The sequence below is a fragment of the Acinetobacter sp. ANC 5378 genome, assembly GCF_013004315.1.
GTDB lineage: Bacteria > Pseudomonadota > Gammaproteobacteria > Pseudomonadales > Moraxellaceae > Acinetobacter.
In genome coordinates this window covers 1-16,073 of the sequence record NZ_JABERK010000043.1, presented here as the reverse complement: position 1 = coordinate 16,073, position 16,073 = coordinate 1, and the positions used below count along the sequence as shown (strand labels likewise).

The following is a 16,073-nucleotide window of genomic DNA, read 5'->3' as shown; positions in this document are numbered from 1 at the left end:
TCAATTTTATTTATGCGTGAGCAAGCTGTTTGTCTTTTTCGAGTGCTTGCGCCTTAATCACTTCTTCGCTGAGTTGCGACCAGATTTGATGACGAATTTTGCCGTATTCCGCCGTGGAGCGGATGTCCTCGCCTTTGGCTTTGAGGCTGGCTGGAATGTTGATGACTTCCTTAATTCGCCCCGGTCTGGAGGTCATAATCGCCACACGCTGGCTGAGGAAAATCGCTTCATCAATACTATGGGTAATGAACACAATGGTTTTTTTCGAGCTTTGCCAGATTTTAATCAGCTCTTCTTGCAAGGTTTCACGGGTTTGTGCATCCAGTGCAGCAAAGGGTTCATCCATCAACAAAATTTCAGGTTCATAAGCCAAGCTGCGCGCAATCGCAACACGCTGTTTCATGCCGCCTGACAGTTCATTCGGATAATGTTTTTCAAAACCTGAAAGTCCCACCAGTTGCAAATAATACTGGGCTTTTTCACGGCGGGTTTTCTTGTCTACGCCTTTGGCTTCCAGACCAAATTCAATATTTTCCAAAGCGGTCAGCCATGGATAAAGCGCGTATTGCTGAAACACAATGCCGCGATCCAAACCGGGTTGAGTAATTTGCTTGCCACTGAGTAAAATTTGCCCCGAAGATGGCTTGGTTAAGCCGGCAATCAGGTCAAGTAAAGTCGATTTACCGCATCCACTCGGCCCAACAATGGAAACAAATTCACCTTGCTGGATATCTAAAGTGACATTTTCAACCGCGATGAATTCAGGTTTGTAATTTTTGCTATTGGGATGATTTTGCGCAGGAAAAACCTTGCACACATGATCTAAATTTAAGGCACTGGTCATTATGATATTCCTTTTCTAATCTTAATTTTTTTGCGCTGCATAAGGGTTGAATTCGTTGCTGTACAGCGTGCTGACATTGAGCTGATGCGGTTTTAATTTTTGTTCTTGTACCAAGGCCTTGACCCAAGGCGCGAAGTCTTGGTCTTTTTGTACCCCACCCACCGCTTTTACCCCTGTTCCGGTGTAATACGGAATCAGGACTTTGGTTTCGTTGCGCTGACGTTTATCAATAATGCTTTCCATACGCGCCACGATTTGTTCTTTCGGGGTGTGATGTAACCACTCTTGCGCACGTGCGACACCGCTCACAAAGGTTTTTGCTGCATCACGATGCTCTGTAATAAAGTCCTTACGCATCGCATAACTGCCCGCGGTAAATGGACCGTATAACTCAATGTCTTTAAAGATCGGGCGCACACCACCACTCTTTAATGCGCGTTTTTCTAAAATGCCTGAGAACACCGCAATATCAATTTGACCATTTCGCAGCGCTTGTTCGGTACTGACCGGCGGCAAGACAATCAGCTCCACATCACGAATTTCTTTTTCAGTTAAACCATGACGTAATAAGTAATCTTTGATGACAAACTCATAATGTGCGCCAAAGGCATTCACCGCGACTTTTTTACCAATAAAATCACGTGCGCTACGAATCGGACTATTTTCCAGTACATAGAAACCCACGTTCATTTCCGTATCGCTACCGTAGGATGCAACAACTGGCACGACATCCAGTCCCGCTGCAATCACTTTCACCACGGCGCCATTAAAGGCAGAGGCAAAATCGACATCGCCTGAAACCAGGGTTAGTAAATCCTGTGGGCCACCTTGCACCGTACCCACATAATCCAGTTTAATTTTACCCAGATAACCCAAGTCTTGTGCCAGCTCAGGCAAGGACACCAGACCGGGATAACTTTGATAACGTAAATGCGTGACTGCTGCGGCAGGATTTTTTTCCAGCTGTTGTGTGCTACAACCAGCAATCACACTGGTTGCAATCACTGCACCGAGCAGCGCTTTTTGCCAAAATTTAGGAAGTATTTTCATTGTTATTTCTCCTAGCTACGCTGCTGCCAGCGCAGTACTTTTCGTTCTATACGGGCTAGGATGCTGTTTAAAATCACTCCAACCATGCCAATGCTCAACATGCCTAAAATAATCAAAGACACATTAAACTGCTCACGACCACGAATGACCAGATTACCCAGTCCAACACCATAATTTGCCAATAGAAATTCGGAACCCACGGTTGCCAGCCAGGCAAAAATCAAACCCAGTTGCAGACCGACAGAAATCTGTGGACTGGCTGCCGGTAAAATCAGCTTGCGGTAGGTGTAGAGTTTGGGAAATTGATAGACTCTTGCGACTTCGCTGTATTTCGCACTGATGCTGCTCACGCCTTCAAGGCTATGCAAGGCGACGGGATAAAATACTGAAAGACTAATAAACAAGATTTTTGCGCCGTTGCCATAGCCTAAAAAGGTCGAGATCAACGGCAACCATGCAAACAGTGAAACCTGACGTAACACATTAAAACCGGGTGCGAATAGCCAGTTGATCCAGCGCGTGGTGCCTAAAGCTACACCAAAGGCAACACCTAGACTGGCGCCAATCGCATAGCCGACAAAATTACGGCTCAGGCTGGCGGCAAACCCTTGCCAAAATTCAGCTTGGCTAAAGCTCTGGATAGCACCCATTAGTACCGTGAGTGGCGATGGAATCAATTTAGGATCGAGCCACTGTAAAGCCGATGCTAGCGCCCAAAGTGCAATAAAAGTGATAGGTAAAATCAAGGCTTGCAGCACTTTGATACTTTTTTCCACCCCTGGATTTACGCTGATTACTGATTTTGCAAGACTGAGTTCTGACATGATTAGCCTCCTACTCGTGTTGCGTAAAAACGAGCAAGGCGTTCAAAGGCAGCCAATACACTGTCTAAAACAAAGCCCGTGATGCCAATTAAAATGATGCTCATGAAAATAATATCCATCTGCATCAATTGACGTCCCCATACCATCAGAAAGCCAATGCCTTCACTACTGGCCAGTAGTTCGACAAAGACCAAAGCTAACCATGCCTGCATTACGCCTTGACGCAAACCACTAATAATGGCCGGCAGACTGGCAGGCAGAATCACTTTAGAAAAGGTCTGAAATTTAGAGAATTGATAAACTTGCGCTACTTCTAGCAAACGGTTTGATACTTGTTGAATGCCTTTAAAGGTCGCAATCAATACTGGAGAAATTACCGCAAGTGAGATCGCAACAATCTTCAAGGCTTCATCAATGCCCAAGAAAATCATCAGCAATGGAATCCAGCCAATGATTGGGAACTGGGTCAGTAAATTGATACTCGGCAAGACAAAACGCTGTGCGCGTTGTGACAAAGCAAACCAGATCCCCAAGCTCAGTCCAAGACTGACACCCAGTGATACGCTCCATAAAATACGTTTGGCGCTGATGGCAAAGTGAAATTGTAAATCGCCCGAATGCCACAGTTCTACGCTGGTGCTCCACACCAATTGCGGTGCAGGCAAAATTTGTTCAGGCAACCACTGCTGCACGGTTGCCACATACCACACAGCCAACAACAACACCGGTAGCAGCAGACCACAAGCCAATTGCAAGGTTACTTTCAGGTATTTCTTAAAAAATTCAAATGCACTCCGGTAACTTTGCCACTGTACCGAATGTGTGCTTACATTCGTAAGGCTCATGATTCTTGTCCTTCTGCGAGTTGTTGTGAATCATCAGGCTTTAAAAATGAAATAAACGCCTGATCACGAGAGATCAATAAAATCAGTCCGATAAACGCCAGACCAATCGGGAAAAATAGATTTTGCAAGCCGATGCTGGCGCCAAAAGCTGCGCCTAAAAAGCCGCCAAACAAGCCGCCAGCCGGACCCACCAAAGCTAAAATCGGTGAGATTTTTGCCATCGCGGTTCGCTCTCCGACTTTGGCAAAAGACATAAAGTTGGCAATGTGCAACATGCCCAAACCGAGTCCCAGCATCAGCGATGCCGGCCACATCCAAAACGTCACTGGAGTCAATGCCAAAATCAGTAAGGCACTGCTGATCAAACTCAACCCGATCCAGTAAAATTTCGAATAGCCAATCAGTTCAGCCAAGCCACCCAGTGTGAAAAGTGAGCCAACAAACACAATACCTTGGGTGGTGAGTAACATCACCGCGACCGATTCCGACATGGAGAAACTTTGAATGGCGATAACGACAATAAAAAAACCAAAATAGTTATTCGCGACGCTGCTTAAAAACTCTAAGGCACAAACCATTCGCAATGCGGCATGGGTTTTCAGTAATGCAAGTGGAGCCAGCACATCACGCCATTGAAAGCGGGGTGCATTGGCTGCAGTTTGATAAGTTTTCTGAAAACAAAAAGGGGCAAAAAATAGCGTGGCCAGAAACATCACAGCGACACAGTAAAAACTGCTGCCATAACCAAAATGCTGAATCAGCAATACGGTCAAAGCTGGAGCAATCAGGAAAAATCCCATCATGTGTGAACCGCGGAACCAGCCGGCTTTAGCTGGCCCGAGGCGTTTTAAGTTGCTGAGGAAAACCGTATTAATCGAGACAAAACGCATCGGTAAAACAAAGCTCACCAAGGCAGTCAATACCAGTAAATACCAGGCACTTTCTTGCAGCGGAGTCAGTGCATATAAAACTGCCCCGATCACACTACCCAGACTAAAAACTTTCAGTGAACCGAGACGCTGCACCAAAACACCGATCGGCAGCGCCATAAACAAAATGCCGATACTTTGCGCTGCCGCAATCAGTCCCAACTGAAGCTCAGTCGCCTCAAGTTGCACGGCGTACAATGAAATCAGGATACGGGCAACGCCCACGCCCAAACCGGCAATAATCGTGAGGAGCACAAAACTGCTCATGAATTTCGCGGTTAACGGTGTAGTGACAACATTGCTTTCAATCGGATTCATAACCATGTCCCTGAATTATTTCGGCTAACCATTGGCATTAAATGCACGCCAATAGTTCTGCAAATTCAGTTCTTTTAAAGCATTGTTTAAATACTTAGGCTCATACCAGGTTTTGGTATCGACATCACGACGTATTAAGCGGGCTTCTTTGGCAATTTTTAATGCGCTGTCAATTTGTGCACGATGAAACTCATCCAGTAAGGGCGAATTACGGTCTTTGAGGTTCCAGCCATCCCAGGTTTTTTGGTAATCGACCAGTGGAGTACCGCTTTGTGACCACAGCTTATATTGGGTCACACGGTTGGCTTCTTCTGAACTCCATTTTGCCTGTTTAATGAATGTGGTGACCACGCGCTGAGTTACTTCTGGATATTGTTTTTCAAAACTTTCGGTTACCCAAAAATGTGCTACGGGGGCAACTTTTGGATCTTTAATTTCAATGAGTGTCTTTGCGACTCCACGTGAAACCAGACTAAAGGGTGAAGTAATCGTGGCGTCGATGTCTCCTGTCGCTAAAGAAGTGCGTGCTGAGTAACCATCTTGTGAAATCACACGTAGATCACGTTCAGTAAAGCCATATTTTTCCAAGATGCGATTAAAGACGATTTGGCCATTGGTCCCTTTAAAGATTGAGAATTTTTTACCTTTAAGGTCAGCAAAAGACTTCGCGCCAGAACCGGCTGGTACGGCCACATATACTGGCCCAAAATGCCCCGTGGAGAACAATACTTTGGTTTTAAGTCCAGTAGAACGACCCACCAATGACGGCAAATCCCCATGTAAAGCAAAATCGACTTTACCGTTGGCTAAGGCTTCATTGGTTGCAGGGCCTGCGCCCGGAAAGAATAACCACTTCACAGCAATGCCATCTTTCTTAAATTCCTGTTCCAACACTCCACGTAGATGCGCTGAAGCGGCAAAGCTCCCCCCTACTTTAGGTTTGCCCCCTTCACCGGCACTGGACATAGAAATTCGGATTTCTTTCGGGTTGGCTGCATGGATGTGTAAACTTAAACCGAATGCAGAGAGTGCTAAAAATGTTGCCGCAATTTTTTTAGAAAAAAGTTTCATCGAACTGTTCCTTAACAATCAAAATTAAAAGGTGTATTGGAATTGCGCTTGCAATTCGTTGCTGTCTTTTTGTGATGCGGCTTCAATGTCGTAGGTGTAGTGATTGAGCTGCAACTGGAATTTGGTGGTCTGGGCAAAAAACAGGTTTAGGCCAAGTGAATGAATGTCATATTCACCAATGCGGCCACTGACTGTATCCAGATAATTTTGCTGATTTTTATTTGGGTTATAGCTGTCATAACGGTAGTAACCTTGAATCGATTTCGGCCAGAAATCGTCAAATTTGGCATTGGATTTAATACTGTTATAGAACTGGTCACCCAAGGTATAAAACGCGGTAAAGGTATGCCCTTCTGCATTGGCTTCTTTTACAGTAATTGCAGTCGTGTCGATATAATCGGTCTTGCCTTGCAGATATTCATAGGTCACACCAAACGGTGCATGGTTGTAATAGATATCGAAACCCAGCCGATCACGTTTTGCCTTGTTATCGCTGATGCCTGAGCCGGATAATTTTGCTTCGCCTTTGATATAAGATGCACCAACTTTGAATTCACGTAACCAGCTGGCATAGTCCACCGGCAAAGTGAATGCCACACGGCCGATATAATCTTTGCCATTATTGTCATCGGTTTTGTTGCTACCATTTCCGTTGGTCACACCAATTGCATATTCAAACAACGGTGCGCGATAGTTCGCACCGTAGTCGACAAAGGGCTTGGCATCGCCACGGACAATCAAGCCATTTTGGCGGGTAAACAAACCCAGATAGGTGGGTGCAGTGGCGGTGCTAATGGTTGGGCGTAAATCTTCAGGTGATTGAACATCTAGACCAAAAGGCAGCAATTGCTGACCCAAGGTTAAATTCAACTTGGAAATTTCTGCACCACCATTGGTGGAAAATACGTGATAACGTAAATAAGCATCTAACAGGTTAAAGTTACTGTTGTTGCTGCCATCATTACGTTTTGAATAACCAAAAGAGGCCTGGTAATCGAGGTTTTTACCTTCGTTATAATCTTTAAATAAATTACCGCGTACGCCCAGTAATGCTGTGCCGATATCAAAGGTTGATTTTGGTGTATTCGGTGCAGTGTTATTGTCTTGAACATTGGTACGCAGTTGAACGGTGCCAAATAAAGTCGTGTCACGTGTCGACTTGACCGTTTGGCGTTCGTACTGCCGCGACTGATCATATTTATAGTTTTCTAAATCGGCACGTAAACCTTCAATATCATCCGAGGTTGCTGGCGTTGGGCCTGCAGCCAATTCAGAGCCATCGGCGTCTTCACTGCTGTGACTTTCTACGCTGTCATTCACTGGTACCACAACAGCAGCTTTGGCTTGGGGTTGTGCTTCAACAGCATTTAAGCGCTGTTGCAGGCTTTCAACTTGTTGTTTCAAGCTGCTCAGCTGCTGTTGTAAGTCAGCGTCACTGGCAAAACTCAATGGACTGCTTGCAGATAAAATTAATGCTACTGCAAGGTTTAACGACGTTTTTTTCATACTCTCATTTCACTTTTTTGTGCCCCAAAGCGCAAAGTTGCCCCAACCCCAAGCCAAAGACCTGGGGGTAAATGTAGTGCGTGGGAAATACGGGTTATGCGGCCTGTTTTTTCTTCAGTTTTTCTTTATTTCCTGAAACGAATTTCGGATGATTCACGTGATCCATAATCCAGATCATCCAACAGCCATTTTTTAAATCAATTTCTATTAGCGACAGCGTGTACAGCCACACATAGTCATGCACATCACTAAATCAGCTGAAGTCATGTGGGCTATACTCAAGCACTGCGGTTTTACTTTTAAATGATTTAAATTGCGCATAGGTTTTGACCTATTCTTCATATTTTAGTTTCTGTTATTTCGCAACAACCGTGCCAACTCAACAAATTATTGTTTTTAATAAATTTATTGTTTTTATTCCAACCAGGCATGTTGGTTTTAACGCGGTATGTGTGTTGATATTTCAACACTTGCTTATTTCAAATCAGCTTGTTTCTATATTTTTATTTCTTATTTTTAGATATAAGGCTGCTTTTTAAACATCTGCTCCAGCTTCAATTTATAAGCTAAAACTTAAGGAAAAATAATTTTTTGAGTATTCGAAATACCGCAATTTTAAGGCATAAAAAAACCCGCGATTTGCGGGTTTTTAAGCGCTTTGGTTTAAGCAGATTTCTTGCTTTTATTGCCTAATTTTGTAGCGAATGCCATGATACGCTGATAACCAGTCGGCAAAATGCGCTGCATCAGATCAATAGCTTTGGCATCATTACCAATCAATAAACGGCGTTTATCTTTTTGCACTGCTTCAATGATTTGACGTGCTGCTTCTTCTGGTGGGCAACGTAATAATTTATTAAAGGATTCTGCCGATTTTTCCGGATGCATACCTAAGTTTCGAATGCTGTCATTCATTTTTGCCGCATTGGCAATATTGGTACGAATACCGCCCGGGTGAACACATAGCGCACTTACGCCACAATTTTCCATGTCCAGTTCCTGACGCAGTGATTCAGTAAAACCACGTACCGCAAATTTGGTGGCGTTATATGCAGACTGGGTTGGTTGAGCCGTTAAACCAAACAGACTGGAAATATTGATGATATGCCCTTCGCCAGATTTCTTGATTAAAGGTAAAAACTCTTTGGTGCCATAGACCACACCCCAGAAGTTAATATTCACAATCCATTCCAGTTCTTCGTAACTTGCCCCTTCAACGGTTGAACCCAGTGCGACCCCAGCATTGTTAAAAATCATGTTCACTGAACCGTGATCCTTAACGGTTTCGGCGGCCCAGTCACGCACTTCTTCAAGCTTGGCCACATTGACTTTTTTCGTCGTCACCCGGACATGACTGTCTCTGACCAGTTCAACTGTTTGTGCCAATCCCTGTTCATTCACATCACTTAACGATAAATGGCAACCTTGCTTTGCCAAAAGTACAGCCAATTGCTGACCAATACCTGAACCCGCACCGGTAATGGCTGCGACTTTATTTTTAAAATTTTTCATGACTCATCCTTATCCAATTTTTTCTGCACCATTCACCTCAACATCTCGATTGTTTTTCTGTTGGGATGATGGGCAGTTCATACATCCAATATAATTTTGACAATACTCATTGTCAATATAATATATGATCAATAGCAAGATCGAAGACCATCTGGCCATTTTCAGCATAGGTGTGTGAATAAATTATTGTTAACATAGGGCAAAACCCAGATTGAATTCGGCACACCATATTTATGACTGAACCACACGAAAATCTTGAACAACAACAAAATAAGCCGTCGAAAAGCAAAGAACGTCAATTTAAAGGCCTGTCTTTAACTGAGCGCAAACAGGCACGTCGTGAAAAGCTGATTGAAGCAGGCATTGAAGCTTATGGCACGCATGGTTTTTTTGCGGTGACCGTAAAAGATATTTGCAATGAAGCCAAACTGACCGAACGCTATTTCTATGAATCTTTTAAGAAAAGTGATGAACTGTTTCAAACCATCTTTTTAAAATTGATCGATCAATTGCAGCACAATGTCATGCAGGCCATCATGCAGGCCTCGACCGACCCACGCAAAATGATTGAATCAGGCTTAACCGCCTTACTGACCACCTTAAAAGATAATCCAGGTATGGCACGGATTATTTATATCGATGCCATGCTGGTTCAAGAGCTGCATAACCAAGCCACCATTCATGAAACCATGTTGCGTTTTGACCGCATGATTCATGCCTTTGTCATGTTAATGATGCCGCATATTGACCGTTCTGAACGTGAAATTTCACTCGTTGCAACCGGACTGAATGGCTATGTCACTCAAATTGCGATTCGCTGGGTGGTCAGTGGCTTTAAGCAGTCGATGCAAGAGGTTTTATCGTCTTGCAGTATTGTTTTTCTATCATTGCTGGATACTTTTTCAGAAAAAGAAAAAATAATGAAAAAAGAAAGTTCATCTTAATCTTCAGGTTAAAATTCACCCAATACGTTGAATTCATTATATTTAGATGACTGATTTATTTTAAATTGTTAATTTTTCAGTATAAAAATTGTCACATTTCTTTGCGAAAATTGGCATACCCCCCTTTTCTGCAATGATACTGTCATAATTAATCTTTGTAATAAGCCTGTCATAAAATACAAAACGGTTCACCGTTAACATCAAATAGGATATTGCGTTGTGAAAGATGACTATATATTAATCGTCGATGACGAACTTCCCATTCGAGAGATGATTCATACATCTTTAGACATGGCAGGCTTTCAATGCTTACAGGCAGAAGATGCTAAACAAGCCCACCAGATGATCGTGGATCAACGCCCTGCGCTTATTTTATTAGATTGGATGTTACCGGGTGGTATCAGCGGGGTTGACCTCTGCCGCCGCTTAAAACGCGATGAAAGCTTAAATGAAATTCCAGTGATCATGCTGACTGCACGCGGTGAAGAAGACCATAAAGTACAAGGTCTCGATGCGGGCGCAGACGACTATATGACCAAACCTTTCTCGACCCGAGAACTGGTTTCGCGTATTAAAGCGGTATTACGTCGTGCCAATGCCTTAAGTGGCGAAAAAACCATTGATGCCAATGGCCTGATACTTGATCCGGTCAGCCAGCGCGTCAGTTACGGTGATAATATTCTAGAGATGGGGCCAACAGAATACCGTTTATTGGCATTCTTCATGACCCATCCCGAACGTGCCTATACCCGTGCTCAATTGCTTGATCAGGTTTGGGGTGGTAACGTATATATTGAAGACCGTACCATTGACGTGCATATTCGCCGTTTACGTAAAGTGCTGGAACCTTTTGGGGTTGACCGCTATATACAAACCGTTCGTGGCACAGGTTACCGTTTTTCTACCCGCGCGGATGTCGCTTTAGGTTAGTCGTTTTTTAGGTAAATCACATTTTATGTATGAACCCTACCCCATCCCGGAAATTGCACGAGAACATAAACAATTCCGTTACAGCAGTTTATGGACTTTTGCCAAGCAAGATTTACGTTTACTGGCTTTTTTACTGCTTATTGCAGCTTTAATGGGTATCGGGATTGGGTATTTTTGGATTTTTATTTTCATCGCTTTCGCGATATTTTTTACTCTGCAACTCCGTTCACTGTATTTGGTGAATGAATGGATTTCTAACCGTCCTTATGATGTTCCGCCCAACTTGGATGGCATCTGGGGCGCATTACTGTTTAATGTTTATCGCGCACAGCGCCAAGAACGTATTGTACAAGCAGAAATGGTCGGCTTAATTGACCGCGCACAATCTTCACTGGTTGCGCTAGCCGAAGCCGTGGTTCTGATTGATGACTTACATCAAATTGAATGGTGGAATCCCGCAGCGGAAAAGTTACTCGGGATAAAACCTTTAGATCGGGGTCGTAATATTTTAACCCTGCTGCGTCAGCCAAATTTTATTCAATATTTCAACAATATCGACGATGCGCCCGACGGCTTGAAAATGAAATCTTCAGCCTTTGAAGACCATTATGTACAAGTCAAAATGACCCGTTTTGGTGGCGAGAGCCGTCTATTGGTGGCCTATGACGTCACCCGCATGCATAATCTGGAACAAATGCGTAAAGACTTTGTCGACAATATTTCCCATGAACTGCGTACACCCTTGACTGTACTCAGTGGTTATATTGAAACCTTTACCGATCAAGAAGATTTAAATCCACGCTGGAAACGTGCCTTTGACCAGATGCAGGCACAAACTAAACGTATGAATGCCTTGGTCAATGACCTATTGCTGCTCTCTCGTTTAGAAAGCAGCAAGCAAATTGCCAAGAACCAGATTATTGAAATGCCGAGTCTGATGAACCAGCTGTTTGATGATGCTCAAGCCTACAACGTTGACTATCACCACACGCTGAATCTAGATATTGACAGTCATTGCGACCTGATTGGTTCAGATACCGAACTGGCCAGTGCTTTCAGCAACCTGATTACCAATGCCATTAAATACACCCCTAAAGGTGGAACCATTACCATGGGCTGGCATGATGATGGCGAGCACGGCATCTTTACCGTTGAAGATACCGGGATCGGGATTGACCCCAAACATCTGCCGCGTTTGACCGAGCGTTTCTATCGTGTCGATAGTGCACGTAGCCGTCAAACCGGTGGAACCGGTCTAGGACTGGCTATTGTCAAACATGTGTTGATGCAACACGGCGCACATTTAGAAATTGAATCGAAAGAAAACCAGGGCTCAACCTTTAAAGTAATCTTCCCTAAAGAACGCCTCTATCACATGAGCTAGACGTATAGTACATCTGGCTTAATCTAAGCCAGGTTCTGTTCTTTAAACTTTGCTCGCTGATAAGCTGGACGCTCAGCCAAACGTTTTATATAGGCTGCGATATAAGGATATAACCCTGATGTTCTTGACTGAATGACCTCTAACGGAAAACCCATCTGAATATCGGCAAAAGAAAAATCGCCTGCCACATATTCATGCTTCGCCAAATAATCTTCCAGATAGTTAATATGATCTTTTAAACGCGGTTGAATAAACCCAGCCTTCACCCCTGCTGTAATTTTTTTCGCGACCGGCTTTACCAGCCAGGGTACTTGTTTCGGTACATTGTTCATTACCAATTGCATCACCAACAATGGCATCAATGAACCTTCCGCATAATGCATCCAATAGCGATATTGCTGCTGATCTTTCTTATTCTGCAGTTTAAATTGCTGTTGTTGGTCATAGGTTTCTTGCAGATATTGCAAAATCACCGCAGATTCGGCAATGGTTTGATCAGCATCGGTCAATACCGGTGCTTTAGCTAAAGGATGAACCAGTTTTAATTCAGGCGGTGCGGCAAAAGTGGGCAAGCGTTTATAAAACTTGACCTGATAATTCAGAGCCAGCTCCTCTAAAGCCCATAAAATTCGAAAAGAACGCGATTGATCTAAGTGATGCAAGGTAATCATTATTTTGCTCTCTATTTTTTCTGCTTTGACTATACGCATAGCCCTAAAAAAATGACATCCTGCTTTACACAAAATGTCATTTCAATCGGTTCATCAACTTAGACAAGTACAGTATTGATGTCTAAGCTACGTAATAATGTTTTGGTCACTGGCATTTTACTGCTGATCTCTAAAACCTTTTGTTTAAGCTCATCCGACAAGGGTTGTGCAAACGACAAACGGCGTTCAATCCACTCTTTGCCTTCTTTATTGGCATTAAAATCGGCTTCAACAGAAAACTCACCCAACTCTATGCCTTTATGACTGGCATACATGCGTAGCGTAATCATGGTACAAGAAATCAAACCTGAATAAATCAAATCATAAGGTGCAGGGCCTTTATCCTGCCCACCAAAAGATTCGGGTTTATCCGTCATAAATTGGTGTGTACCCGTCTTGATCTCGCCCGACCAAGGTTCAGCCAAGCTGTGTACTTCTGCATTTGCAATAATGGCCATGAGGATGATCATTCCTAAATGTTATTTTTATTTAGAGGCACGCATTTTATCTGGGAATGCCGGCGCTTCTAAGCGTGGTCCTGGATAATCAGGAATATTGCCAAAGCGTTCATCTTGTTCAATCCAGTGGTCACGAGCCTTGCAAAGCTCCTCCTGAGTACGACCGACAAAGTTCCACCACAATAATATTGGCGACTCAAAAGGTTCCCCACCCAACAGTAGAATACGGCTACCCGCATGCAGCTGGATTTCAATTTCGACCACCCCCGGCTCAAGAACGACCATATTGTCTTCAGTCAGTTCATGACCATTCACGACAGCACCGCCATCCAAAGCCATGAAACCGTATTCAAATTTTGGATTGAGTTTAATTCGGGTGGTAGTTGATTCTTTTGCCGTTAAATCCACCCCGAGTAATTCTGTATGTACGGCTACCGGTGATTTAGTTTTTAAAAACTCGCCGACCAATACGGTAAATTCGACCTGATCTTTTTCTACGACTGGAAGTTCTGGATAATGATCAAAACAGGGCGCCATATTCATTTTATCATCTGGCAACGCAATCCAGAGCTGTGCAGCATGCATATGGGTTTCAGTTTCTGGTGCAACTTCAGCATGTGAAATCCCATAACCTGCGGTCATCAAATTGACCTGCTTCGGGCGAAGTAACTGTTTTGTACCCAAACTATCAGTATGCATCATGGTGCCTTCAATCATCCAGGTAAAGGTCTGCAAACCTATATGTGGATGCGGCCCAACATCTAAGCCATCACCTTGCGGAAAAGTCACGGGACCGGCATGATCCAAGAAACACCATGCCCCAATTAAGCGTTTATGGCGACTTGGCAAAGCGCGTTTGATCACGGTTCCCTGCCCAATTTCCGCGCTACGTAAAGGAAACTCCTGAATAAATTGATTCACGTATTTTTCACAATCATCTGAATCAGAAAGCTCTATATAGTTGCTATTGGTCATATTTTTATCCTGAATCGTACGGACTAAACCGTTCTTGAATGTCCTGAATCTATTCTTATGATCATATAGGCTCTTACAGATTCAGCCTATAGTTAAGTTAATACGCTGAATACCATGTATAGGACAATATTACTTTTGAAATTTTCCTTAATAAAACAATCTCTTCATTCTTTACCCACCCCACTATTCATGTCCTATTCATATGAATTTTATATATAAATAAAATTTTGTCACAATTGCCCACCCCATTAATTGTTTAAGTTATATACAAAATTCATTACTATCCCTATTATTCTTGCTTTATGAATCCCACACAGAAAGGGGTATCTCCATGTTTAGGGGAGATCAAAAAATTTCTCATAACAACAATGATAAAAATCCTGATCAGATTGGGACAAATGTGGATAAAAATTCAAATCATGAGGCTGCTTATATTTTACCAAAGCAGCTGTGTACTGCTGAAAATCAAAAAGTGATAGAACAAGAATTACGAGATCCAGCCACACGTATTCCGGATCAATTTCAACAATATTACTTGGACTATCAAAATAAACACCAACGACAATTTTTAAAATGCGTCAATTTTATTGGTCAGATTACATTTTTAAGTTACTTTTTTGTAGACTGGTTGCTGATCCCTGAAATTGGCATGCTTTCAGGTATTTCACGGATTATTCTTGTGGTCTGTGCAATATTAATCAACGGAATCGCCTTTCGTTACTGCAAAAATATTAAAATTATAGACAGCTTACTTCCCATATACGTCGCGGTAGCAGTTGCACTATGGCTAGATCTTCTGGTTTTGTCACATAGTCCAATCGTGACCACGTATATATATGCCGCTGTGATTTTTATTTTATTGGGCAATTTATCTGTACAAGTTTCTTTTCGAAATTCAATTTTCACCTCTTTGCTGATTAGTGCTGTCATTTTTTATGGTGTATTTCAGTTGGTCAGCCTGGATGAAATGGTTTTATTTTCTCTCATCTATGTCCCTGTTTTACTCCTCAGCATGTATATCAGCTGGAATAATACTTTAAATTCAAAACGCAATTTTTTACGGGTTCTATTAAATGACTGGAACTACTATGCCTTAAGTGAACTGGCACATACAGATGAATTAACTCAACTCAATAATCGTCGCCAGTTTTTGCAGGTTGCTGAACAAGCCATTCAGAAATGGCCAAAATATAATTTAGCCTGTTTATTGATGCTGGATATCGACTTTTTCAAAAACATTAATGACACCTATGGACATGATATAGGGGATGAAGTGCTTCGGGTGCTTGCTGAAATTGCTCGCAAGGAAATGCGGCACACCGATGTGTTAGCCCGTTTTGGTGGTGAGGAATTTATTGCATTACTGCCAAATACCACACTAGAAGATGCAGTCACGATTGCGAATCGATTGTGCCGAATCATTGAAAGTCATCAAATCTGTATTAAAGATAAATTCTATTTCAATTTTAGCGTATCTATTGGGGTATCCCAACTGCAACCGCATCAAAATGATTTGAATTTACTGATTAAAAATGCAGATATTGCCCTTTATCAAGCCAAGAAAAATGGACGCAATCAGGTTGCGATTTTTAATTATGAATAATTAAAAAATTATCTTCATCAAAATGGTCTTAATATATTTTATAAATATAGGCGGATTCAAGCGGCAAGTGCAACAGTATAAAAACCAGCCATAATATCACTGGGTGTATACCAGCCCAGTGTCTTTCTAGGACGATTATTTAGAGCAGTCTCTATCTGTTCTATCCGCTC

At 42.7% G+C, this 16,073-nt stretch carries 15 protein-coding genes and 1 pseudogene; 4 read left to right on the top strand and 12 right to left on the bottom strand.

Translation table 11 applies throughout. The features are described 5' to 3' along the window. Positions 1-10: 10 nt before the first annotated feature. The 8 genes from HLH16_RS09495 to HLH16_RS09460 form a co-directional block, all read right to left on the bottom strand. Complete coding sequence (locus tag HLH16_RS09495) at positions 11-844, bottom strand: ABC transporter ATP-binding protein (RefSeq protein ID WP_131290575.1); 834 nt, start codon at positions 842-844, stop codon at positions 11-13. Positions 845-865: 21 nt separating this feature from the next. Beyond that, positions 866-1,894: an ABC transporter substrate-binding protein gene (locus HLH16_RS09490; RefSeq protein ID WP_131290578.1), complete on the bottom strand. Its 1,029-nt coding sequence runs from the start codon at positions 1,892-1,894 to the stop codon at positions 866-868. 11 nt (positions 1,895-1,905) lie between these two features. Further along, positions 1,906-2,718: an ABC transporter permease gene (locus tag HLH16_RS09485; RefSeq protein ID WP_131290581.1), complete on the bottom strand. Its 813-nt coding sequence runs from the start codon at positions 2,716-2,718 to the stop codon at positions 1,906-1,908. A 2-nt stretch (positions 2,719-2,720) separates the two neighbouring features. Further along, positions 2,721-3,566 (bottom strand): ABC transporter permease, encoded by an 846-nt coding sequence (locus HLH16_RS09480; protein WP_502699822.1) that lies wholly within the window; start codon positions 3,564-3,566, stop codon positions 2,721-2,723. Beyond that, positions 3,560-4,810, bottom strand: a complete 1,251-nt coding sequence (locus tag HLH16_RS09475; RefSeq protein WP_171529137.1) for an MFS transporter — start codon at positions 4,808-4,810, stop codon at positions 3,560-3,562. Before HLH16_RS09475 ends, HLH16_RS09480 begins: the two co-directional genes overlap by 7 nt. A 24-nt stretch (positions 4,811-4,834) precedes the next feature. Beyond that, positions 4,835-5,881, bottom strand: a complete 1,047-nt coding sequence (locus HLH16_RS09470) for an ABC transporter substrate-binding protein (RefSeq protein WP_131290590.1) — start codon at positions 5,879-5,881, stop codon at positions 4,835-4,837. 24 nt (positions 5,882-5,905) lie between these two features. Further along, on the bottom strand, positions 5,906-7,387 hold the full coding sequence (locus tag HLH16_RS09465) for a putative porin (protein WP_131290593.1): 1,482 nt from the start codon (positions 7,385-7,387) through the stop codon (positions 5,906-5,908). 663 nt (positions 7,388-8,050) lie between these two features. Continuing rightward, positions 8,051-8,899, bottom strand: a complete 849-nt coding sequence (locus HLH16_RS09460; RefSeq protein ID WP_171529136.1) for an SDR family NAD(P)-dependent oxidoreductase — start codon at positions 8,897-8,899, stop codon at positions 8,051-8,053. Between the two features lie 233 nt (positions 8,900-9,132). Between HLH16_RS09460 and HLH16_RS09455 the strand changes: the two genes are divergently transcribed. From HLH16_RS09455 to phoR, 3 genes are all read left to right on the top strand, one after another. After that, the gene (locus HLH16_RS09455; RefSeq protein WP_131290599.1) at positions 9,133-9,843 is read left to right on the top strand and encodes a TetR/AcrR family transcriptional regulator; all 711 of its coding nucleotides are present in this window, start codon (positions 9,133-9,135) and stop codon (positions 9,841-9,843) included. Positions 9,844-10,062: 219 nt separating this feature from the next. Further along, positions 10,063-10,773 (top strand): phosphate regulon transcriptional regulator PhoB, encoded by a 711-nt coding sequence (gene phoB / locus HLH16_RS09450; protein WP_171529135.1) that lies wholly within the window; start codon positions 10,063-10,065, stop codon positions 10,771-10,773. Positions 10,774-10,798: 25 nt separating this feature from the next. Then, positions 10,799-12,157 (top strand): phosphate regulon sensor histidine kinase PhoR, encoded by a 1,359-nt coding sequence (gene phoR, locus HLH16_RS09445; RefSeq protein WP_171529134.1) that lies wholly within the window; start codon positions 10,799-10,801, stop codon positions 12,155-12,157. A 23-nt stretch (positions 12,158-12,180) separates the two neighbouring features. On the opposite strand, the gene HLH16_RS09440 is transcribed toward phoR, so the two are convergent. The 3 genes from HLH16_RS09440 to HLH16_RS09430 form a co-directional block, all read right to left on the bottom strand. Continuing rightward, positions 12,181-12,828 (bottom strand): glutathione S-transferase, encoded by a 648-nt coding sequence (locus HLH16_RS09440; RefSeq protein WP_131290609.1) that lies wholly within the window; start codon positions 12,826-12,828, stop codon positions 12,181-12,183. Between the two features lie 98 nt (positions 12,829-12,926). Beyond that, on the bottom strand, positions 12,927-13,325 hold the full coding sequence (locus HLH16_RS09435) for an OsmC family protein (protein ID WP_171529133.1): 399 nt from the start codon (positions 13,323-13,325) through the stop codon (positions 12,927-12,929). A gap of 27 nt (positions 13,326-13,352) precedes the next feature. Then, positions 13,353-14,300, bottom strand: a complete 948-nt coding sequence (locus HLH16_RS09430) for a pirin family protein (RefSeq protein WP_131290615.1) — start codon at positions 14,298-14,300, stop codon at positions 13,353-13,355. A 400-nt stretch (positions 14,301-14,700) separates the two neighbouring features. Between HLH16_RS09430 and HLH16_RS09425 the strand changes: the two genes are divergently transcribed. Further along, positions 14,701-15,903, top strand: a complete 1,203-nt coding sequence (locus HLH16_RS09425; RefSeq protein ID WP_252151806.1) for a GGDEF domain-containing protein — start codon at positions 14,701-14,703, stop codon at positions 15,901-15,903. 56 nt (positions 15,904-15,959) lie between these two features. On the opposite strand, the pseudogene HLH16_RS09420 reads toward HLH16_RS09425, so the two are convergent. Next, positions 15,960-16,073 (bottom strand): annotated as a pseudogene (locus HLH16_RS09420) (IS30 family transposase); the annotation flags it as partial.